The organism is Streptomyces sp. NPDC001450, assembly GCF_053597295.1.
The window spans coordinates 91,355-111,485 of record NZ_JBSFHY010000036.1 but is presented as its reverse complement, the minus strand read 5'-3'; the positions used below and the strand labels follow the sequence as shown (position 1 = coordinate 111,485).

20 protein-coding genes are annotated in these 20,131 nt (G+C 70.4%); 8 read left to right on the top strand and 12 right to left on the bottom strand.

All coding sequences use genetic code 11. The features are described from left to right. Positions 1-136: 136 nt before the first annotated feature. Positions 137-316: a hypothetical protein gene (locus ACWC5O_RS32915; RefSeq protein WP_450592530.1), complete on the bottom strand. Its 180-nt coding sequence runs from the start codon at positions 314-316 to the stop codon at positions 137-139. Positions 317-829: 513 nt separating this feature from the next. Here ACWC5O_RS32915 and ACWC5O_RS32910 point away from each other — a divergent pair. Further along, on the top strand, positions 830-1,174 hold the full coding sequence (locus ACWC5O_RS32910; RefSeq protein ID WP_389179731.1) for a helix-turn-helix domain-containing protein: 345 nt from the start codon (positions 830-832) through the stop codon (positions 1,172-1,174). Positions 1,175-1,301: 127 nt separating this feature from the next. Here ACWC5O_RS32910 and ACWC5O_RS32905 read toward each other — a convergent pair whose 3' ends face one another. The 3 genes from ACWC5O_RS32905 to ACWC5O_RS32895 all read right to left on the bottom strand — a co-directional run bounded on the left by ACWC5O_RS32905 (position 1,302) and on the right by ACWC5O_RS32895 (position 4,167). Next, complete coding sequence (locus ACWC5O_RS32905; protein ID WP_450581110.1) at positions 1,302-2,294, bottom strand: aldo/keto reductase; 993 nt, start codon at positions 2,292-2,294, stop codon at positions 1,302-1,304. 71 nt (positions 2,295-2,365) lie between these two features. Then, a complete protein-coding gene (locus ACWC5O_RS32900; RefSeq protein ID WP_450581111.1) occupies positions 2,366-2,590 on the bottom strand; it encodes an acyl-CoA carboxylase subunit epsilon in 225 nt (74 codons plus the stop codon). Then, positions 2,587-4,167 (bottom strand): acyl-CoA carboxylase subunit beta, encoded by a 1,581-nt coding sequence (locus tag ACWC5O_RS32895; RefSeq protein WP_450581112.1) that lies wholly within the window; start codon positions 4,165-4,167, stop codon positions 2,587-2,589. Before ACWC5O_RS32895 ends, ACWC5O_RS32900 begins: the two co-directional genes overlap by 4 nt. Before the next feature lie 221 nt (positions 4,168-4,388). Here ACWC5O_RS32895 and ACWC5O_RS32890 point away from each other — a divergent pair, with 221 nt between their 5' ends. Further along, positions 4,389-4,895, top strand: coding sequence for a flavin reductase family protein (locus ACWC5O_RS32890; RefSeq protein ID WP_450581113.1), 507 nt, complete (start codon positions 4,389-4,391; stop codon positions 4,893-4,895). 37 nt (positions 4,896-4,932) lie between these two features. Here the strand turns inward: ACWC5O_RS32890 and ACWC5O_RS32885 are convergent, their stop codons facing one another. Then, positions 4,933-5,853: an MBL fold metallo-hydrolase gene (locus ACWC5O_RS32885; RefSeq protein ID WP_450581114.1), complete on the bottom strand. Its 921-nt coding sequence runs from the start codon at positions 5,851-5,853 to the stop codon at positions 4,933-4,935. Positions 5,854-6,055: 202 nt separating this feature from the next. On the opposite strand from ACWC5O_RS32885, the gene ACWC5O_RS32880 reads away from it, so the two are divergent. Further along, positions 6,056-6,649 carry a response regulator transcription factor gene (locus tag ACWC5O_RS32880; RefSeq protein WP_450581115.1) on the top strand — a complete coding sequence of 198 codons (594 nt, stop codon included), beginning with the start codon at positions 6,056-6,058 and terminating at the stop codon, positions 6,647-6,649. On the opposite strand, the gene ACWC5O_RS32875 is transcribed toward ACWC5O_RS32880, so the two are convergent. Together ACWC5O_RS32875 and ACWC5O_RS32870 are read right to left on the bottom strand one after the other, a co-directional pair. Then, the gene (locus ACWC5O_RS32875; protein WP_450581116.1) at positions 6,591-7,733 is read right to left on the bottom strand and encodes a sensor histidine kinase; all 1,143 of its coding nucleotides are present in this window, start codon (positions 7,731-7,733) and stop codon (positions 6,591-6,593) included. The genes ACWC5O_RS32880 and ACWC5O_RS32875 overlap by 59 nt on opposite strands. Before the next feature lie 280 nt (positions 7,734-8,013). Further along, positions 8,014-8,715 (bottom strand): hypothetical protein, encoded by a 702-nt coding sequence (locus tag ACWC5O_RS32870; protein WP_450581117.1) that lies wholly within the window; start codon positions 8,713-8,715, stop codon positions 8,014-8,016. Positions 8,716-9,006: 291 nt separating this feature from the next. On the opposite strand from ACWC5O_RS32870, the gene ACWC5O_RS32865 reads away from it, so the two are divergent. Then, on the top strand, positions 9,007-9,825 hold the full coding sequence (locus ACWC5O_RS32865; RefSeq protein ID WP_450581118.1) for an AfsR/SARP family transcriptional regulator: 819 nt from the start codon (positions 9,007-9,009) through the stop codon (positions 9,823-9,825). Between the two features lie 78 nt (positions 9,826-9,903). On the opposite strand, the gene ACWC5O_RS32860 is transcribed toward ACWC5O_RS32865, so the two are convergent. Beyond that, complete coding sequence (locus ACWC5O_RS32860; protein ID WP_450581119.1) at positions 9,904-10,338, bottom strand: nuclear transport factor 2 family protein; 435 nt, start codon at positions 10,336-10,338, stop codon at positions 9,904-9,906. A 189-nt stretch (positions 10,339-10,527) separates the two neighbouring features. Between ACWC5O_RS32860 and ACWC5O_RS32855 the strand changes: the two genes are divergently transcribed. Then, entirely contained in the window at positions 10,528-11,313 is a 786-nt protein-coding gene (locus ACWC5O_RS32855; protein WP_450581120.1) for a 3-oxoacyl-ACP reductase, read from the top strand. A gap of 34 nt (positions 11,314-11,347) precedes the next feature. Here the strand turns inward: ACWC5O_RS32855 and ACWC5O_RS32850 are convergent, their stop codons facing one another. Genes ACWC5O_RS32850 through ACWC5O_RS32840 form a run of 3 tightly spaced genes read right to left on the bottom strand, consistent with a single transcriptional unit; the run spans position 11,348 to position 14,393 of the window. Further along, complete coding sequence (locus ACWC5O_RS32850) at positions 11,348-12,355, bottom strand: Gfo/Idh/MocA family protein (RefSeq protein ID WP_450581121.1); 1,008 nt, start codon at positions 12,353-12,355, stop codon at positions 11,348-11,350. Beyond that, positions 12,352-13,332, bottom strand: coding sequence for a dTDP-glucose 4,6-dehydratase (gene rfbB / locus ACWC5O_RS32845; protein WP_450581122.1), 981 nt, complete (start codon positions 13,330-13,332; stop codon positions 12,352-12,354). Before rfbB ends, ACWC5O_RS32850 begins: the two co-directional genes overlap by 4 nt. Then, positions 13,329-14,393 carry a glucose-1-phosphate thymidylyltransferase gene (locus ACWC5O_RS32840; protein WP_450581123.1) on the bottom strand — a complete coding sequence of 355 codons (1,065 nt, stop codon included), beginning with the start codon at positions 14,391-14,393 and terminating at the stop codon, positions 13,329-13,331. The genes rfbB and ACWC5O_RS32840 overlap by 4 nt, the downstream gene beginning before the upstream one ends. A gap of 143 nt (positions 14,394-14,536) precedes the next feature. On the opposite strand from ACWC5O_RS32840, the gene ACWC5O_RS32835 reads away from it, so the two are divergent. The 3 genes from ACWC5O_RS32835 to ACWC5O_RS32825 all read left to right on the top strand — a co-directional run bounded on the left by ACWC5O_RS32835 (position 14,537) and on the right by ACWC5O_RS32825 (position 18,127). Next, complete coding sequence (locus ACWC5O_RS32835) at positions 14,537-15,994, top strand: NDP-hexose 2,3-dehydratase family protein (RefSeq protein ID WP_450581124.1); 1,458 nt, start codon at positions 14,537-14,539, stop codon at positions 15,992-15,994. 73 nt (positions 15,995-16,067) lie between these two features. Continuing rightward, positions 16,068-17,210, top strand: coding sequence for a glycosyltransferase (locus tag ACWC5O_RS32830; protein WP_450581125.1), 1,143 nt, complete (start codon positions 16,068-16,070; stop codon positions 17,208-17,210). Next, the gene (locus tag ACWC5O_RS32825; RefSeq protein WP_450581126.1) at positions 17,207-18,127 is read left to right on the top strand and encodes a DUF6081 family protein; all 921 of its coding nucleotides are present in this window, start codon (positions 17,207-17,209) and stop codon (positions 18,125-18,127) included. The genes ACWC5O_RS32830 and ACWC5O_RS32825 overlap by 4 nt, the downstream gene beginning before the upstream one ends. Positions 18,128-18,203: 76 nt before the next feature. Here the strand turns inward: ACWC5O_RS32825 and ACWC5O_RS32820 are convergent, their stop codons facing one another. Then, complete coding sequence (locus ACWC5O_RS32820) at positions 18,204-20,129, bottom strand: flavin-containing monooxygenase (protein ID WP_450581127.1); 1,926 nt, start codon at positions 20,127-20,129, stop codon at positions 18,204-18,206. Between the last annotated feature and the right edge of the window lie 2 nt (positions 20,130-20,131).

The following is a 20,131-nucleotide window of genomic DNA, read 5'->3' as shown; positions in this document are numbered from 1 at the left end:
GTGAGGTGCTGCGCCGCCAGGGCCCCGACTCCCCGAGCCTCGAAGCCGCCCGCGCCCGGCAGGCTCACTGGCAGGGACGCGCGTCGGCAGGGCCCCCACCGCTGTGTCGACGGCCGCTCGTGAACTGCCGGCCGGGCTACGGGGCGGGCACAGCGTCCCACCGGTCGAAGTAGCTGAGCTCGCTTGCGGTCCATGCGCTGACGTCCTTGATCGCCACCCGCTCCTTCCACACAGCCTCGGGAGCCAGCCGGCCGGTGATGACGGCGCCGCCGACGACCACGGTCAGCGGCCGGTCTCGGCAGGGTTCCCCCTCCACCGGAAGGGTGAAATCTACGTTGGGCAGAGTAGATTTTCGCTCCCGATGTGGGTACGCTTCTTCTCGTAGACACGGTCGAACGAGACCCGCCAGACACGAACTGGCGGGTAGCTGAATACGAAGTTCGCAGGTCAGTGCGGCTCTCGAGCCTCGAAGCCAAAGCGTTCCCAGAACGGTGACGGGACTGGGAGCCGCACTGGGCGGCTCGCACGTCGAGGAGCTGCCAACAGCGGTACCGGTTCATTCAGTGGTTGGTCCAGAGAGGAATGGAGGAGCAGGCGCCATCAGGATCGCCCGGCCCGAGAGACACTCGGCCCGGGTACCGCAAGACCCCGGATTGGATGGTGGTCCCCGGTCACGCAGCAGCGATCCCCCGCTCCGCCCTGCCGGGCCGGGTAGCGGAAAACAGAAGGTCGGCACAGCAGTAGGGCCGACAGATGGTGTTGAATTTCCTTCGGGGCCCTGGTGCCGTACGGCACCAGGGCCCCTCGACGCGTTGCACAGCGAGGTGACATGACATCGGACAACCCCCTGAATGATCGTCTGGACGACGACGACTACCCCGCGTACACGATGGGCCGGGCAGCCGAGATGCTCGGCACCACCCCGGCCTTCCTCCGAGCCATCGGTGAAGCTCGTCTCATCACTCCGCTCCGCTCGGAGGGAGGACATCGCCGGTACTCCCGCTACCAACTGCGGATCGCCGCGCGCGCCCGCGAGCTCGTCGACAAGGGGACCCCGATCGAGGCCGCGTGCCGCATCGTCATCCTCGAGGACCAGCTCGAGGAAGCGCAGCGCATCAACGCCGAATACCGCCGTGCCGCCAGCGAATCGGCGGGCAGTGCCGGCTCCGGCTGAACACGCGGGCGGGGCCGTATCCGGAACGCCGTCCGGTGGCCGAAGGGGAGTGCGGCCCGGAAAGTGTCGGACCAGCACGAGCCGATGTGTCGGCCTGGGGGCGGTTGAGCCACGCGTCGGCATCCGGTCAGGCGTCGAGGTGGGACATCCCGGCGGCGGGGTATCGGTCACCGACTGCGATGCCGCTCGGGGCGATGTGGTCCAGAGCGGCCAGGTCCTCGGGGGTCAGGACCAGCGCGGAGGCGGCCGCGTTCTCCTCCAGGTAGCGGCGGCGCTTGGTACCGGGGACGGCAACGACGTCCGGGCCCTGGGCGAGCACCCAGGCGAGCGAGAGCTGGGCCGGCGTGACCTTTTTGACGGCGGCCAGCTTCTGGACTTCTTGCACGACGTCGAGGTTCTTGACGAGGTTTTCGCCCTGGAACCGCGGTGCGCCGCGGCGGAAGTCCGAATCGGGCAGGTCCTCCGTACTACGGATGCGGGCGGTGAGCAGACCACGTCCCAGCGGGCTGTAGGCGACGAAGCCGATGCCCAGTTCACGCACAGTCGCCAGCACACCGTTCGTCTCGACATCGCGGGTGAACAGTGAGTACTCCGTCTGCACGGCGGCCAACGGGTGAACGGCGTGGGCGCGGCGGATCGTGGCCGCCGAGGCCTCCGAGATGCCGAGGTTGCCCACCTTGCCCGCGGTGACCAGCTCGGACAGGGCTCCGAAGGTCTCCTCGACGGGCACCTCACGGTCGACGCGGTGGAGGTAGTAAAGATCGAGCCGGTCGGTACCCAGCCGACGCAGGGTCCCGTCGATGCTGCGGCGGATGTAGTCCGGGCGGCCGTTGACACGCCCGGTGAGCCTTCCGTCGGCGTCGATCTCCGCACCGACCTTGGAGGCGAGCCGGACGTTGTCGCGGCGGCCGGCAACGGCCTTGCCCAGGAGCAGCTCGCCTGCATGAGGACCGTACATGTCGGCGGTGTCGAGCAGCGTCACCCCGAGTTCCAGCGCGCGGTGCACGGTGCGGATCGACTCGTCCTCGTCGCCGGGACCGTAGGCGAAGGTCATTCCCATGCAGCCCAGGCCCTGCGCGGAGACCGACAGACCCGGGGTGCCCAACGTGCGTTGTTCCACTGAGAGTTTCCTTACTGCTTCGGTGAGGTCCTTGGCCCCGGTGAGGTTCCTGGCCCGGTGAGGCCGCTCGGTCACGGCAGGATCGGGCGCCATGACGGTGCTCGTGCGGCGGTCCATGCGCCGGCCGGCGCGGCCGGCGCCGTCGGCTGGCCCCACCGGGCCGCGGGTGGCTCTGCGTCGCCGGGCTCGCCGTCCTCCCGGTTGGCCAGGCCGTAGAGCACCGCGGTCAGCGCGGCCAGTTCGTGTTCCCGGGGGGCGCCCCGAACCACCCGGAACAGCGGGTCCTCGCCGGTCACTGCGGCTGATTCCCATGCTTGCGGCTGGGCAGCGGCACATGCTTGGCCCGCAGCATGGCGAGCGCTCCGATGAGCCGGTGCCGCGTCTCGGCCGGGTCGATGACATCGTCGACGAGGCCGCGTTCGGCGGCGTAGTAGGGGTGCATGAGCTCGCTCCGGTACTCCTTGACCCTCTGGGTGCGCACCGCCTCGGGGTCTTCCGCGGCCGCGATCTCGCGGCGGAAGATGACATTGGCCGCCCCCTCCGCGCCCATCACCGCAATCTCGTTGGTCGGCCAGGCGAAGGACACGTCGGCGCCGATGGAGCGGGAGTCCATCACGATGTACGCGCCGCCGTACGCCTTGCGCAGGATGACCTGGACACGCGGCACAGTCGCGTTGCAGTACGCGTACAGCAGCTTGGCGCCGTGCCGGATGATCCCCCCGTGCTCCTGGTCCACACCGGGCAGGAATCCCGGTACGTCGACCAGGGTGACCAGCGGGATGTTGAACGCGTCGCACATGGCGACGAACCGGGCGGCCTTCTCGCTGGCGTGGATGTCCAGCACGCCGGCGAGCGAGGCCGGCTGGTTGGCGACGACCCCCACCACGTGTCCGTCCATCCGGGCCAGGGCGCAGATGACGTTGGTCGCCCACAGCGGCTGGATCTCGAAGCAGTCGCCGTCGTCGACGATTTCCTCGATCACGGCGTGCATGTCATACGAGCGGTTGGGGTCCGCGGGCACCAGGTCGTTCAGCTTCTCGGTAAGCCGGCCCGGCGGGTCGGCCGAGGGAACGCGCGGCGGCAGTTCACGGTTGTTGGACGGCAGCAGGGACAGCAGGTGGCGCAGGTCCGCGAAGCACTCCTCCTCCTCGTCGTAGGCGAGGCTCGCCACCCCGGACACGGCGGCGTGCGCGTCGGCGCCGCCGAGCGCGTCGTGGCTGATCACCTCGCCGGTCACCGCCTTCACCACGTCGGGCCCGGTGATGAACATCTGAGCGGTCCCGCGCACCATGAACACGAAGTCGGTCAGCGCCGGGGAGTAGGCGGCGCCGCCCGCGCACGGGCCGAGGATCACGCTGATCTGCGGGATGACGCCGGAATTGCGGACGTTGCGCTGGAAGATACCGCCGTATCCGGCGAGCGCGGTCACGCCCTCCTGGATCCGGGCGCCCGCCCCGTCGCACAGGCCCACGATGGGGGCGCCGGCCGCCTCGGCCAGATCCATCACCTTGTGGATCTTGGCGGCGTGCGCCTCGCCGAGGGCGCCGCCGAAGATGCGGAAGTCATGGGCGTAGACGAACACGGTGCGGCCGTCCACGGTGCCCCAGCCGGTGACCACCCCGTCCGTGTAGGGCTTCTTGGCCTGCATGCCGAAGCCGGTGGCCCGGTGCCGGCGCAGGGTCTCGATCTCCGAGAACGACCCTTCGTCGAAGAGCAGCTCGATGCGTTCCCGCACGGTCAGTTTGCCTTTGGCCTTCTGCGCGGCGGTCGCCTGCGGGCTGGGGCCGCTGCGGGCTTCGTCCTGTATCTGGGCGAGTTCGGTGACGCGGAGCCGCATCGAGTCCGCCGGCCGCCCGTCATCAACGATGGTCATGCCTGCCCTTCCGATGAGATACGCGCCGCACGGGCGAGCCCGATGCGGTGACGCTGCCATGCCGGCGAGCGTCCGCCGCGGCCCTACAGCACCGCTCGAAGCCAACTGGACCGCCGCACCGCCGGTTTACGCCTCCATCTCGGATCCACCGGTGCTCCAGAGTGGTCGCGGAGAGTGACCTGCGGACGCGTTGAATCGGACTCAGGCGGCGGCGGTGTGAGATGTCGGTGACTCCAGACGAATTCCGGGCCTTCTTCGGCTCGTTCCCCACGTCCGTGTCGATCGTGACGACAGTCGACACGGACGGTACTCCTCGCGGGTTCACCTGCAGTGCCGTCACGTCGGTCTCGGTGGATCCCCCGCTGCTGCTGGTCTGCCTGGACCGGTCCGCACGCTCCCTTTCGCCGCTGCTGTCGGCGGGGGCGTTCGTGGTCAACGTGCTCGCCGACGGTGCCCAGGACGTGGCGCGGGCCTTCGCGAGCAGGTCGGAGCGGAAGTTCGCCGGCGTGCGATGGCAGCCCTCGGCGGCCGCCGGGGGCGCGCCCGTCCTGTCGGAACTGGCGGTTGGCTACGCCGAGTGCACGGTGACGCGGTCCCTGCAGGCCGGCGACCACTGGATCGTCATCGGCAGGGTGGAGGGGACCGAGGTCTTCTCCCGGCCGCCGGTGCTCTACCAGCGTGGCGTGTTCGGGGTCTGGCCCGGCGAACTCACCGCGGCCAAGGGGTGATCCGGGAGGGGCCGCGCACCGGCGCGGCCCTGTCGTCTCAGGCGTGGCAGACCGGCAGGCCCCCATGGTGCTCGATCATCTTCCCGAAGAGCTCTCCGATGTCCAGCGGGTCACCGGGGGCCGCACCCCGCTCCTCCGCGTAGGCGCGGTAAAGGTTCGGCACCAGCCGCTCAGCGTCCAGCAGCCCGGCGTACTCGCCGAGGTCGGCCTCGCGGGCCACGTCGAGTGGGTCGAGGCCGGCCGCCACGCCTGCCTTGGCCAACTGCTGGATCCAGCGCAGGTATCCCTCGGTCTCATCGAGCACCTCCGGTCCGGCGACCGGACCGTGCCCGGTGACGAGGACACGTGCCCCGAAGGCGCGCAGCCGGTCGACGGCAGCCAGGGAACCGGACACCGAACCCATCGGACAGAACGGCGTCACCCCGGCCATGACGAGGTCACCGGTGAACAGCACCCGCTGTTCCGGCAGCCAGACCACGGTGTCGTTGGTGGTGTGCGCCGGCCCCAGGTGCACCAACTCGGCCCGCACACCGCCTACATGGAGAGTCAGCCGGTCCTCGTAGGTCACCGTGGGCAGCACGAGGCGCACGTCCCCCCAGTCGACCTTCGGCCACAGCGAGGCCAGGTGGAGCCCGGCCGCGGCCATCTCGGTGCGCGTCCGATGCTGCGCCACGACCACGGCCTCGGGGAAGACGAAGTTCCCGAAGGCGTGGTCGCCGTGGAAGTGGGTGTTGACGACGAGCCGGGGCGGGGCCGGGACGACGGCCGACACGGCCATGCGCAGTCGCCGGGCGCGTTCCTCCGTCGCGGCGGTGTCGATCAGCGCGGCCTCGCCATCGGCGACGACCAGGCCGGCGTTGTTGAGGCACCATCCGCCGTTCGGCTGTACATAGGCGAACACACCGTCAGCCACCTCTTCCAGGGTGGCTGCCGAGGGGTCGTACGGTCCTGCGCTCATGGATCTCTCCCGTGGACGTCCGAGGGCCTGGTCGTGCACGGACTGTCGCGCGTGCCTCTGGAGAGCCGGTCGAGTCCGCCTGCCGGGCGGCCGGAGCACGGAACTCACCCTGCCAAATCCGCGCAATATTTCCGAATTCACTGCGTCACGCCGAGTTAGTATCGACCTTGTCGAGCAGTCGGGGGGAACTGTGATACGAATCATGCTGGCCGAGGATATGCACATGGTGCGTGGGGCCTTGGTGGCGCTTTTGAATCTTGAACCGGATTTCGAGGTGGTCGCGGAGGTCGAGAGCGGCGACGCCATCCTGCCGGTCGCGCTGCAGGAACGGCCCGATGTGGTCGTGGTCGACATCGATCTGCCCGGTCTCGACGGGCTCACCGCGGCGGCCCAGTTGAGGGACCGGGTCCCGGAGTGCGGGGTGCTGATCCTGACCAGTCTGGACCGCCCGGGCACCCTGCGGCGCGCGCTGGCCGCCCGAGCCCTGGGATATCTGCGCAAGGACGCCCCGTCCCAGGAACTGGCGGAGGCGGTGCGCAAGGTCGCGGCGCACGAGCTGGCGGTGGACCGTCAGTTGATGCAGACGGCGTGGATCCAGGAGGACAACCCGCTCACCAGCCGGGAGACGGAGGTACTGCGCTGGGCGGCGTCCGGTGCCGAGGCCACCGAGATCGCCGCCCAGGTCCATCTGTCGGTGGGTACCGTGCGCAACTACCTCACCGCGGCCGTGACCAAGCTCAACGCACGTAATCGGCTTGACGCGGTTCGGATCGCGTCGCAGGCGGGCTGGTTGTGACCGTCCGCTGAGAGGTGGCGAGCGGACAGCTGGCGATGACATGGAACCAGCCCTGCGCGTCCACCTCGGCGGTGAGCGCGCCGCCCAGGCGGCGCATCCGTTCGGCGAGGTTGTCCAGGCCTCGGCCGCCGACGAGCATCTGCGGACCGCTTTCCCGTACACCGTCGTTGGACAACGTCAGCCGGACATGGGAGGCCTCCTCGCGCAGCCTGATGCGGCACCGGCCCGGCTCCGCGTGCCGCAGCAGGTTGGTGACCCCCTCGCGGAGCACCGTGGCGAGCGCGGTCTCGATCTCGCAGCCCCAGCGGCCCTCTTCGGCCTTGATGTCGACATCGACGTCGGCGGCGGCCAGCACCCGTCGTACGGCGGCGACTTCCTCGCGCAGGGAGAGCTCCCGGTAGGAGTAGGCCACCGTCCGTACGTCCGACAGGGCCTGGCGCGAGATGTCCAGCACTTCGCCGAGCTCCTCACGGACCCGGTCGTTGTCCTCGACCATCCGGTACGCGAGCTCGCTCTTGAGCGTGATGGAGGCGAGGCTGTACCCGAGCAGATCGTGCAGGTCGCGGGAGAAGCGCAGGCGCTCCCGGCTGACGGCGAGGTGCGCGCGCTCGCCCTGGTTGCGATGGGCCTCGCTGAGCAGTTCCGCCAGGCACAGCAGGCCGTAGATCATCAGCCCGGTCATCGCGGTGCCCACGGTCAGGCAGGCGATGTCGAGCATCTCGAACCCCTTGGCCACGGCCAGGGCGCCCGCTGCCACCGGGCAGAGGGCGAACAGGATCCACGAGAGCGGGGCATCGACGATCAGCAGGGTGCTGCCGGCCACGAATCCGCCCATGCCGCCCCAGGCGGCGCTGAAGAGCACGACCGGGGCGAAGGTGAACAACGCCTGGAGCAGGAGCGTCCATTTGCCGTATCGGGCGCGGATCCGGCGGCCCGGCTCCGCGCAGTGAACGAATTGCAGACCCAGAACCATGAAGAAGGAGACCAGGCAGGCCACGATGGTCAGGGCCCCGGGATGGGTAGCCAGCAGGCGTAGCATGCCGGTCAGGCCGAACCCGCACTGGGCGAGCGCAACGACAGTCACCGGAAACCACGGTGACAGGTGCCGGTTTCTCGCCCCGGTTATTTCGAAAGCTGCTTCTGTTGATGCATTCCCCCGTGCTATACCGCCCATGGACTCTCCTAAACAGGCCACGCGGACAAGCCGTTTCGACAGGAAGCATACGCAACCGGCCGCCCGGACGAAGGAAGTGTGATGCGTGACTCGGCGATCGCATCCCGCATGACGATGAAAACGGCATCTCACAGCTGAAGCGGACGGCGGGAATCCGTTTTCACGTCGCCGCGGAAAATGTATTCGGGAATCAATCCGGCCATCGTGGCAAGAATTGATCGAATGTTTTCGGATCGCACAACGGTGAGATGCTGGGCTCCTCCCCACAGACGGCGGTGACCATGCCCGCCCCCGCCACATGGGCGATGATCGCCTGCGCCAGCAGTGGCGCCATCGCCCGGGCCGCGGCCTGCGCCGGCGTGACGTACCGCTGGAGCATCCGCGTCGTGAGCAGGGCCTCCGGCCGGTGCAGCAGCACCCGGTGGCACGTCGCCGAGGAGAACAGTTCCCCGGTGGCGCCCCGAACGGTCAGCGTGCAGCGGCAGGACAGCTTCACCCACCGTTGCAGCGGGGGCAGGACCGGCCGGAACCGGGCCTGACGGCACACCGGGACCACCGAGAGCACCGGCCCGCGCCGGTCGTCCAGCCCGATCGAGCGCACCACCAGGTGCTGCAGCCGCAACAGCGCGGCGGCGAGCGCGGCGGGAAGGGCCGGGATCAGGTCGGTGCCGGGCGGGCCCTCGAAGGCCCCGCGTGGCGCGTCCACCACGTTCTCCAGGGAGATCGGTCCCAGCGTCATCCGGTCGAGCGCCCTGCGTACGAGGGGATGGGGGGACGGCAACCGGACTCGGCCGACGGCACTGTGGACCACGAGCACGCGCCCTCCCTCCGCGTCCTCCAGCACGGCGTCGTCGCGCAGCGACCACAGGGACCGGGGGCGTCTTCCGTCCACGGATGAGATTCCTTCAACTGTCGGTCATGTACTCGCCACTATCGCGCAAGCGCTTTCACGTGGCGTGCAACGGGTTTCTCATTGTGCCGTCACACGGCCGCAAAGAGAGCCACCATGTCACCAGCGCTTCGTTACAGACTCAAGCACGCCTTCCGGTTGCGTGAGTTCGTCACAAGGTCTCTGTGAAGGGGTCACTACTTTCGACGAGGACCTCGTGGAATGCTCGAGAAGCACTCAGCGACCAGGGGCGGCGCCCATGACCAGGCCTCGCCCCGAAGAGAGGCTCCCACCATGGAAATCGAGATACTGGGTCCTGTTGAAATCCGGATGAACGGGGTGTCGATTGTTCCGAGCGCGGGAAAGCCGCGGCAGGTCCTGGCCCTGCTCGCCATCCGGGCAGGCCAGATCGTGCCGGTGACGACCCTGATGGAGGAGGTGTGGGGCGACGATCCGCCACGCAGCGCCGTCACCACGTTGCAGACGTACATACTGCAGCTGCGGCGGAAGATCGCCTCGACCCTGCCGACGGGGCAGGGCACGACCGCCAAGGACGTCCTGAGCACCCGGTTCGGCGGCTACAGCATCGGCGTACGGCCGGACGTCTGTGACCTCCGGGAGTTCGAGCAGCTCTCCGCGCAGGGCATGACGGCCCTGGAGGCCCGTGACGCGCGGACCGCCTCGGCCCGGCTCGGGCAGGCGCTGGCCCTGTGGCGGGGCACCGCGCTCCTGGACGTGCCGATGGGCCGGGTGCTGGAGATGGAGACGCTCGGCCTCAATGAGGCGCGCATGCGGGTCCTGGAGCAGCGGATCAAGGCCGATCTGCAGCTGGGCCGGCACGCCGAGCTGCTCGCCGAACTGCGGGTCCTGACCACCCAGCACCCGCTGCACGAGATGTTCGCCGGCAATCTGATGCTGGCCTTCTACCGGTCCGGGGCCGTCTGGCGGGCGCTGGAACTCTTCCAGCAGCTGCGCAGGACACTCGACGACGAGCTGGGCATCGTGCCCTCCCCGCGGCTGCAGCAGCTGCACCAGGCGATCCTGGTCGGGGACCCGGCGCTGGACGCCCCGCAGTTCACGATGGACGCGCCGCTGTCCCTCGCCGCCGCCTGACCGGCCCGCCACGGGTGCGGTCGCCCGGCCGGGACGGTCGTCCACGTCGAGCCCGACGGCGGCCGCGGGTAGGGGAGTTCAGCCCATGTGGTCGTAGTCGACGACGCGGGAACGCATCAGCACCCGGTCGTCGGAGACCTCCAGCACGTCGCGCACGATGCAGCTGGGCCAGATCTCCGGTTCCGGCTTGCCGCCCGGGCGGGTACGCACCACCAGGGCGTACACCGTGGACCGGAGGGTGCCGTCGGGCTGGGGGTCGAGCACGATCTGGTTGAACCAGTGCCGCCGCTGCACCGGTTCGTCCCGGTACTGCTCGTGGAAGCGGACGAGTTCGGCGAGGATGCCCTGCCGGGTGCGGGCGGGCTCGGTGCCGGGGGTGTGCTGGAAGGTGCCGTCCTCCGTGAACGTCGCGGCGTACTCCTCGAACCGGCCCTCGTCCAGCGCCTGCATCTGGCGGGCGTAGAACTGCTGGATCCGCGCGTACTCATGGGGCGGCACGGGCGTGTTGGTCATGGGCTTCCTCCGGTTCCGCGGCGAGTGCCAGGTCAGCGAGGGTCCCACCGTGGACCGCCCGACTCGAAGACGGCTTGAGCACCGCTGACACGGGCCGCGCGGCGGCGGTGTCGAGAACTCTTCGACCGCCGCTCAAGGACCCCGGCGCAGGCTCGGCCCGTTGGAGTGAACGCAGGTGAGGGAGGAAACATGGCGGAGGCAGTCAAGCCGGTCGCACTCGTGACCGGGGCCACCAGCGGTATCGGGCTGGAGATCACCAAGCGGCTGGCCGGGCTCGGCGCCCGCGTCTACATCTGCGCACGGCAGGAGCAGCAGCTGGCCGCCACGGTCAAGGAACTGCAGGACCAGGGGCTCGACGTCGACGGCACCACGTGCGACGTGGCGCGGCCCGAGCAGATCCGGGCCGTGGTCAGGGCCGCGGTGGAGCGCTTCGGGCCGATCGACATCCTGGTCAACAACGCCGGCCGCAGTGGCGGCGGAGCCACCGCGGAGATCCCCGACGAGCTGTGGCTGGACGTGATCAACACCAACCTCAACAGCGTCTTCCTGGTCACCAAGGAGGTCCTCACCACGGGCGGCATGCTCGACAAGGACCGCGGCCGGATCATCAACATCGCCTCGACGGGCGGGAAGCAGGGCGTCGTGCACGCCGCCCCGTACTCCGCCTCCAAGCACGGTGTGGTGGGTTTCTCCAAGGCGCTCGGGCTCGAACTGGCCCGGACCGGCATCACCGTGAACGCGGTGTGCCCGGGCTTCGTCGAGACGCCGATGGCGGAGCGGGTGCGCGAACACTACGGCGCCATCTGGGGGGTCAGCGAGCAGGAGGCGCACGACCGCATCACCACGCGGGTGCCGCTGGGCCGTTACGTGGAGACGCGCGAGGTCGCCGCGATGGTCGAGTACCTGGTCAGCGACGACGCCGCCGCGGTGACGGCGCAGGCGCTCAACGTCTGCGGCGGTCTCGGCAACTACTGAGCGGGACCCGGCCGCCGGCCGGCGCGGGGGCCTCTCAGCGGGAGGCCCCCGCGCCGTGTGCGGCCCTCGCGGCGGCCAGTCGGCGCACGTCGTCGAGCAGCCGGGCCTGGTGAACGAGCGAGGGGTCGGCCGAGGTCTGCCCGTGCAGCACGGCGTCCGCGAACGCATCCAGCGTGTTGGCGCACTGGTCGTCCGGTTCGAGGACCAACTCCTCGGTGCCCGAGGACCGTTCGAGCCGGATCACCGGGGCGTGGTCGGCGGGCGGGGTGAACGCGCGGTCCACCGTGATACGGCCCTCGGTGCCCAGCAGCTCGTAGCGGGAGGTGTAGGCGTGGTCCAGGCCGAAGACCAGCTGACCGACGACCCCGTCGGGCCGGTGCACCAGCGCCCCTCCGGCGACGTCCACGCCCGAGGCCTCCTCGTACCGCAGGGCCGATCCCACGACCTGTGCCGTGGGACCGAGGAAGTACAGCGCGGCCCGCACGGGGTAGGCGCCCACGTCAAGCCGGGCGCCGCCGCCCAGCGCCGCCTGGTACCGGATGTCCGAGCGGTCGCGGGGCGGTATGGCGAAAGCCGCGGAGAGGGCCCGGAGTTCGCCGATCGCGCCGCTCTCGAGGAGCCGGCGGACCCGGCGCTGGCGCGCGTGATGGAGGAACATGAAGTTCTCGTGGAGCACGAGACCGGCCGCCTGCGCGCGTGTCACGAGCGCCTCGGTCGCCGCCGGTTCCGCGGTGAGCGGTTTCTCCGCGAGGACGTGCTTGCCCGCCGCCAGGGCCCGCTCGACCCATTCGGCGTGCAGTCCGGTGGGCAGCGGAACGTAGACGGCGTCGACGTCCTCCCGGGCCAGCAGCCCCTCGTAGTCCGCCTCCGGCCGCCCGCCGAACCGGGCCGTCACCCGCTCGGCCCGCTCCGGGTCGCGGCTGGCGACCGCGGTGAGCGAGAGCCGGGGAAGCCGGGCCACGGCGGGCAGCACCCGGCGCAGGGCGATGTCCGCGCAGCCCAGCAGCCCCAGCCGAACCACCGGCCCGGAGGCGGCTGTCATGCCGAGCCCTCCAGCGCGCGCAGCGGCTCCCAGAAGCCGGGGTGCTCCCGGTACCAGGAGACGAGGTCGGCGAGACCGACGTCGAAGGACCAGCGGGGCACGTACCCCAGCTGCTCGCGGATCTTGCTGTCGTCTATGGAGTACCGCAGGTCATGGCCCTTGCGGTCCTCCACGTACCGGACCAGGTCCCAGCCCGCTCCGCACAGCTCCAGCAGCCGGGCGGTGACCTCGCGGTTGGTGAGCTCCGTGCCGCCGCCCACGTTGTAGATCTCGCCGGCCGCGCCCTTGGTGAGGACCAGCTGGATGGCCTGGCAGTGGTCGTCGACGTGCAGCCACTCGCGGGAGTTGCCCCCGTCGCCGTAGAGCGGGACGGACACGCCGGTGAGCAGGTTGGTGATGAAACGCGGCAGGAACTTCTCGGGGTGCTGGCGCGGGCCGTAGTTGTTGGAGCAGCGGGTGACGCGCACGTCCAGACCATGGGTGCGCCAGAAGGCGCGGGCGATCAGGTCGCTGCCCGCCTTCGAGGCGGCGTAGGGGGAGTTGGGCAGCAGCGGCTCGTTCTCGTCCCAGGAGCCGGTGGCGATCGAGCCGTAGACCTCGTCGGTCGACACGTGCACGACCGTGCGCACACCGACCTCCACGCAGGTCTCCAGAAGACACTGGGTCCCGCCGACGTTGGTGCGGACGAACGCCGCGGCGGCCTGCACCGAGCGGTCGACGTGGCTCTCCGCCGCGAAGTGGACCACCATGTCGTGGCCCGGCAGCAGCAGCCGCAGCAGGTCCTGGTCGCAGACGTCCCCGCGGACGAAGAAGAGCCGGGGGTCGTCGGTGGGCAGGTTGTCCAGACTGCCGGCGTAGGTCACCTTGTCGAGCACGGTGATCTCGGCGTCCTCGTAGCCCGGGTACGCGCCGGCCAGCATGGACCGCACGTAGTGGGATCCGATGAAACCGGCACCGCCGGTCACCAGTACCTTCATGTCGCCACCTCCGCTTGGGCGTGATCACCGACGATGAGCCGCGACGGTCGCGTACCGTCCGCGGCGCTGAGTTTGGCCCACCGGCCGATGATCGAGTGACGCAGGGCGGGCACACTGTCCACCGCGGCGCCCTCGAGCAGGATCGAGTCCGTCACGCCCGCGCTGCTGACCACGCACTCGCGGCCGACCGCGACGCCGGGGCCGATGACGCTGTCCGAGACCACGCTCCCGGCGCCGATGACCAGCGGGCCGACCAACCGGGACCGGATGACCTTGGCGTCCGCCTCGATGACGACGGGCCCCTCGACGGAGGTCTCGGCGTCGATCTCGCCCTCGATCCGCGACCCGAGCCGGGCCAGCAGCTCCCGGTTGCACTCCAGGAGGTCCTCGGGACGGCCAGTGTCCTTCCAGTACCCCTGGTACCTCTCGGCGAGCACCGTGCCGCCGCTGTCCAGCAGGTGCTGGATCGCGTCGGTGATCTCCAGCTCGCCGCGGCCGCTCGGGCGGATGGCGGCGACGGCGCGGTGGATCTCGGCGGTGAAGAAGTACACACCGATGACCGCCAGGTCGCTCTTCGGCTCCGGCGGCTTCTCCACCAGCCGACGGATGCGGCCGCCGGCGTCCAGTTCCGCGACGCCGTACGCCCGCGGGTCGGGCACGGGGGCGACGAGCACGGTCGCGTCGCACGCGGACGCCCGGAAGTTCCCGGCGGCCGGCCCGATGCCGTCGGCGAGAATGTTGTCCCCCAGGTACATGACGAAGTCGTCGTCGCCGAGGAAGTCCGCGGCGATGGCGATGCAGTGGGCCAGGCCGAGCGGGGCGTGCTGCCTGATGTACGTGATCTCCAGGCCGAGCTGCGCCCCGTCGCCGATGGCCGCCCTGATCTGGTCGCCGTGATCGCCGACGATGATCCCGACCTCGGTCACCCCGGCCTCACGGATCTTCTCCAGGCAGTGCCGGAGCACGGGCTTGTTGGCCACCGGGAGCAGTTGCTTGGCCGTCGAATATGTGAAAGGCCGCAATCGCGAGCCTGTTCCTCCGGACAATACAAGCGCCTTCATGCCGTGAAGCCTGCGGACCGCCGCTCAAGCCCCGGTCGACACTGGCTCGCGCCGTGGCCCAGCGCGCGGGAGGCCGCGCAGAGGCCGAGATGCTCGGTCGGTGTTCGACCGCGGCTCGAGCCGGCCGGGCGACGGTGTCCGATATGACACTGGCGAATGGTACGGCGACGCCGGCGCAGGCGGCCGGCGAACTCCACGACAACGGTCCGGCAGACGGCTTCTGGGACTTCGCGCGGCCGGTCGGCGGCCCGGTCGCCGGTATCGCCGAGTTCCGGCACTGGTTCGCTCAGCAGGGCCGGATCCACCAGTACGCGGTCGACCGCGTCCCCTTCTCCGCGCTGTCGGGATGGCACTTCGAGGCCGGCAGCGGCGACCTGGTGCACGAGTCCGGCGGGTTCTTCGCCATCTCCGGCCTGCGCGTGCGCACGGACTTCCGGCGCCCTCGCGAGTGGGCGCAGCCGGTGATCGTGCAGCCCGAGATCGGCCTGCTGGGCATCCTCGTCAAGCGGTTCGACGGCGTACCGCACCTGCTGATGCAGGCGAAGATGGAGCCCGGGAACGTCAACACGCTGCAGCTGTCACCCACGGTGCAGGCCACGCGCAGCAACTACACCGGCGTGCACCGCGGCCGGCGCGTGCCGTACGTGGAGTACTTCATGGGGCCGCGCCGGGGCACGGTGCTCGCCGACTCCCTCCAGTCGGAGCAGGGCTGGTGGTTCCTGCACAAGCGCAATCGCAACATGGTGGTCGAGACGCGGGACGAGGTGCCGTTGCTGGACGGCTTCCGCTGGCTGACGCTGCCGCAGCTCGGCGAACTGCTGATGACCGACAACCTGGTCAACATGGACTCGCGCACCGTCCTGTCCACCTTCCCCTACGGGGAGCCCGCGCCGGAGCTGGTCGACATGGTCGCGGACCCCTACCGACGGGCCGCCCTGCGCTCCCTGGCGCCGCGGTACGGGTCCGTGCACAGTCTGCACGAGGTGCTGCGCCGGCTCACCGACACCCGGGCCCGCCACGAGCTGGTGCAGCGCCGCGTGCCCCTGCGCGATGTCCTCGACGAGGGACAGTGGCGGCGGACGGAGACCGGGATCGCCCGGCCGGACGGGCGGCACTTCGAGGTGATCGGGGTCGATGTGCGCGCCGAGCGACGTGAGGTGGGCCGCTGGTCGCAGCCTCTGGTCGCGCCCGTGGCGGGACTGTCGGGGCTGTTCGTCAAGCGGATCGACGGGGTTCTCCACCTGCTGCTGGAGGCACGCGTGGAAGCGGGCACGCTGAATGTGTGCGAGTACGCGCCGAGCGTGCAGTGCTCCCCCTCCCACCACGTGGCCGGCGAGCGTCCCGAACTGCTCGACCGTCTGCTGTCGGCGCCGCGCGAGCGGATACGCTACGACGCCGTGCAGTCCGAGGAGGGCGGCCGGTTCCACCACGCGGTGACCCGCAACCTGATCGTCGAGGCCGACGACGCATTCCCGCCCGCCGAGCCGGAGGGCCACTGCTGGGTGACGCTGCACCAGGCGCAGGCGCTGCTGCGGCACAGCAACTACCTCAATGTGCAGGCCCGTACGCTCATCGCCTGCCTGCACCTCGGCCTGTTCTGAGACCACCGCGTGCCGCACCACGGTCCAGCCCGGCTCAAGGGGGGTTCGACCCCCGCGGCCTAGCGTCGCCCGTATGCGAATCCTCTTCATCTCGGGTGGCAGCCGGGGCGCGGTCTTCCCGTTGGTCCCGCTCGCCACCGCAGCGCGCAACGCCGGTCACGAGGTCTTCGTCGGCGTCACCGAGAACACCCTGCCCGCGGTGGCGAGCGCCGGTCTGCCCGGCGTCTCGCTCACCACCGGCACGATGCCTCAGTTCATGTACCAGGACCGCGAGGGGAATCCGGCCGTCGAGCCGGACGACCCGGACGAGTGGAACCTGTTCAACGGCCACGGTATGGGCCGGCTCGCGGCGGCCAGCCTGGAGGGTCTGGTCCCGCTGATCGAGCGGTGGCGTCCGGACGTCATCGTCGGCGGTTCCCTGTCCTACGCCGCCCCCATCATCGCCGCGCACTTCGGGATTCCCTTCGTGCGGCACTCGCTGAACATGGGCGAGCCGGCCAACATCGACCTCGGCGCCGCCGCGGAACTCGCACCGGAACTCGAGAAGTTCGGCCTGTCGGACATCCCCGGCGAGGACCTGTTCATCGACATCTGCCCGCCGAGCGTGCGCCCCGAGGACGCCATCCCGTCGCAGTCGATGCGGTACGTGCCGTACAACACGCACAAGAAGCTCGACCCGTGGATGTACACCCGGCCCCAGGTGCCGCGGGTCGTCGTCTCGGCGGGCAGCCGTGTCACCCCGGAGTACGAACTGCCCGCGCTGCGCGACCTGGTCGAGAAGGTCGAACCGCTCGGCCTCGAGATGATCATCGCGGTGCCCGACGAGGTCGCGAACCTGTTGGATCCGCTGCCCGACGGGGTGCGAGCCGGCTGGCTGCCCGTCGACGTGCTGATGCGCTCCAGCGATCTGCTGGTGCACCGCGGCGGCGGCAACACCATGCTGTCCGCGATGACCGCGGGCATTCCGCAGCTGGTCATTCCCGCCATGCCGAAGCAGGTCGGCATGACCGAGAACCTGGTCGAGTACGGCGCGGCCAAGATGCTGCTCGACGGGGAGGACACCGCCGAGGCCATCGCCGGGGCGTGCCAGGAGCTCCTGAAGGAGCCCTCCTACCTCAAGCGATCGCAGGACATCGCCCAGGAGATCGCGGAGCTGCCGAGCCCGGCGGAGGTGGTCGACATCATCGCGGCACTGGCGAAGGGCAAGGCCGCGTGACGTCCCTCGACAACGCGGTGGCGGGCGGCGTGGCCGGTGCGGCCCGCCGCCCGGCCTTCCTTGACGACTTCTCCGGCGGCCTGGACGCGCACGGCGACGGCGCCCGCTGGGAACTGCGTGCCTCGGGAGCACTGCCCGAGGGCGACGGAGCGGTGACAGTCACGCCCGACGGCCTGGTCGTCGGCCCCACCGCTCGGCACCCCGAGACCGGCGAGCCGGCCTGGGCGTTCGGCGCCTCGCCCGGGACCGGTGAGGACCACATGCGGTGGCGGGCCATCCCCCGCCGCACGGCGTCGTCCGGTTTCCCGGGCTTCGACGTGACCGACACGCTCACCGTGCACAGCGAGATGGGGGCCGAGGCCTTCGGTGTGGCACGGCATCCGTTCGGCGACGCCGTCGCCGATCCGGACACGGATCTGCGGCTCGCGGCGGGCGCGCTGATCGCGGCGGATGTGGAGACCCGCCTCGTCCTCAATCTGTCGCTGACCAACCGCCGCGTCTACGCCCTGTACGAGCGGTTCCCGCAGGGGCCGGACGACCCGACGGCCTTCTGCCGTGCCGTTCCGGTCGCCGACCGCAGTCCCGGCCAGGTGCACCGCCTCGCCCTGTCCTACAACCGCACGACGGGGACCGCCCGCTGGTGGGTGGACGGCGTCGAGGTGCTCACCGTCGACCGCCTCGGCAGCCACGGTCCCGCCGACCGGGGCAGGCTGCTCCTCGGCGCGGACGGCCGGGAGGAGGCCGTCGCACCCCGGCAGCTGCTGACCGGGTACGCCTGCTTCACTCTGCTCAACGCGGGCGGTCCGGACGGCGGACCCTCGCTGGAACCCCAGGGCGGCAGCGCGGCACGGCCGTCCCTGTGGGGCCAGGGCGTGCGCCTGACGCTCCGGGACTTCGGCGTGTACGTCACGGACTGAGCGCAGCGGCACACACTCGAGGGGCCCTCCCACCGGTCGTTCCGGCGGGAGGGCCCTTCGACGTGCCCGTTCCGGGTCAGCGCAGGTGGTACTCCTGCGGCCGGACACGCCGGGTGCTGCTCCAGTACTCCAGCGTGGTGAACGGCCAGTTCTGCGCCGAACGGCCGGCCGCCCGGTCGAAGGTCCAGTTGCTCACCGAGGAGAACCCCCAGGCTCGCTCCGCGTTGGCCTCGTCGACCCTGGCGTTGTACTCCTCGTAGACGTCCCGGCGCGCCTCGAGCGAGCGGTGGCCGCCGGTCAGCAGCAGGCGCAGGGCGTCCAGCAGGTAGGTGGTCCCGCACTCGGAGAAGTAGAAGATGCTGCCGCCCTGGCCGGAGAGGTTGGTGTTCGGGCCGTACAGACAGAACAGGTTCGGGAAGCCGGGGATGGTCAGACCCAGATAGGCGCGGGCACTGCCGCCCCACATCGTGTGCAGGTCCACGCCGTCCCGGCCGGTCACCTTCATCGGCATCAGGAAGCGCGAGGCCTCGAAGCCGGTGCCGTACACCAGGACGTCCAGCTCGTGATGGCGCCCGTCGGCCGTCGTCACACCGGTCGGCGTGATCTCCTCGATGGCGTCGGAGACCAGCGTGACGTCGTCCCGCTTGAGGGTACGGATCCAGCCTCCGTTGTCCCGCAGCACCCGCTTGGCCCCGACCGGGTAGCGGGGCAGTACCCGGGGCAGCAGTTCGGGGGCGTCGGTCAGCTGGCTCTCCAGGGCCCGGGTGAGGGCCACGCGCATGTTCTCGTTCAGCGCGGACACGGCGCGTTCCGTCGGCGGGTAGTCCCGGTCCACGATCCACGCCTCCAGCACTCCGCGCAGTCCCGGCGCAAAGAGCCAGAACCGGTACCAGTCCGCGTAGTAGGGGACGTGCTCGAACAGCCACCGGGCGCCCTGCGGGACCGGCTCGTGGTAGTGCGGGGTGGGCCGCAGCCAGGGCGGCGTGCGCTGGAACACCCGCAGTTCGGCGGTCTTCTCGGCGATCTCCGGGATGAACTGGAAGGCGCTGGCGCCCGTGCCGATCACCCCCACCCGCCGGCCAGCCAGCTCCACCGAGTGGTCCCAGTGGGCGGAGTGGAACGCCGGGCCGCGGAAGGTGTCCCGCCCGGGGATCGCCGGCAGGCTCGGCCGGGACAGTTGTCCAACGGCGCTCACCAGCACGGTGCACTCGACCTGCTCCGGCCCGTCCGGGGTGTCCAGCGACAGCGACCACCGGCCGCGCTCCTCGTCCCAGGCCGCCTCGCGTACCTCGGTCCCGAAGCGGATGTGGTCGTACAGGCCGAAGCGCTTGGCCACGTCTCGGAAGTAGTCCAGCAGTACGTCCTGGGTGCAGAAGTACTCCGGCCAGTCGGTCCTGGTGGCGAACGAGTAGCTGTAGAGATGGCTGGGCACGTCGACCCGGCATCCGGGATACCGGTTGTCGAACCAGGTTCCGCCGACGTCGCTGTTCTTCTCGTAGATCTCGAACGGCACGCCGGCCTGGGCGAGCCGGTGAGCGGCCAGCAGACCGCTCATGCCGGCTCCGATGATCCCCACCCGGATGTCACTGTCCGGTGCCAGGTCCCGCAGGTTCCAGCCGGGCGCCTTGGGATCGGCGCCCGGCGCCGTCAGCTCCTCGGCGATCAGCGGCAGCAGCTCTTCGGTGTCCTCGCCCATCGCCCAGGAGGTGATGGCCTGCAGCAGCTCCGGCCCGGGCGGGGGCGGCGCCACGCTCCCGCCGTCCCGGTGGCGGACCAGAGCGTGCAGCGCCAGCTCGCGGGCCGAGGCGAGCTGTTCGGGGGTGAGACCGCCCTGCGGAAGGGTGAGCCATCCGCTGGGGCCGGAGTAGTCCTCGAGGAAGGACACCTCCCCCGTCAGATGGGCCACCGCCATCAACAGGGCGGGTATCTCGGCGCTTTCGAGATGGGCCCGGATGACGTCGTCCGCGGCGGTGATCGGCGGAAACTCGGATGTGACGCCCATGG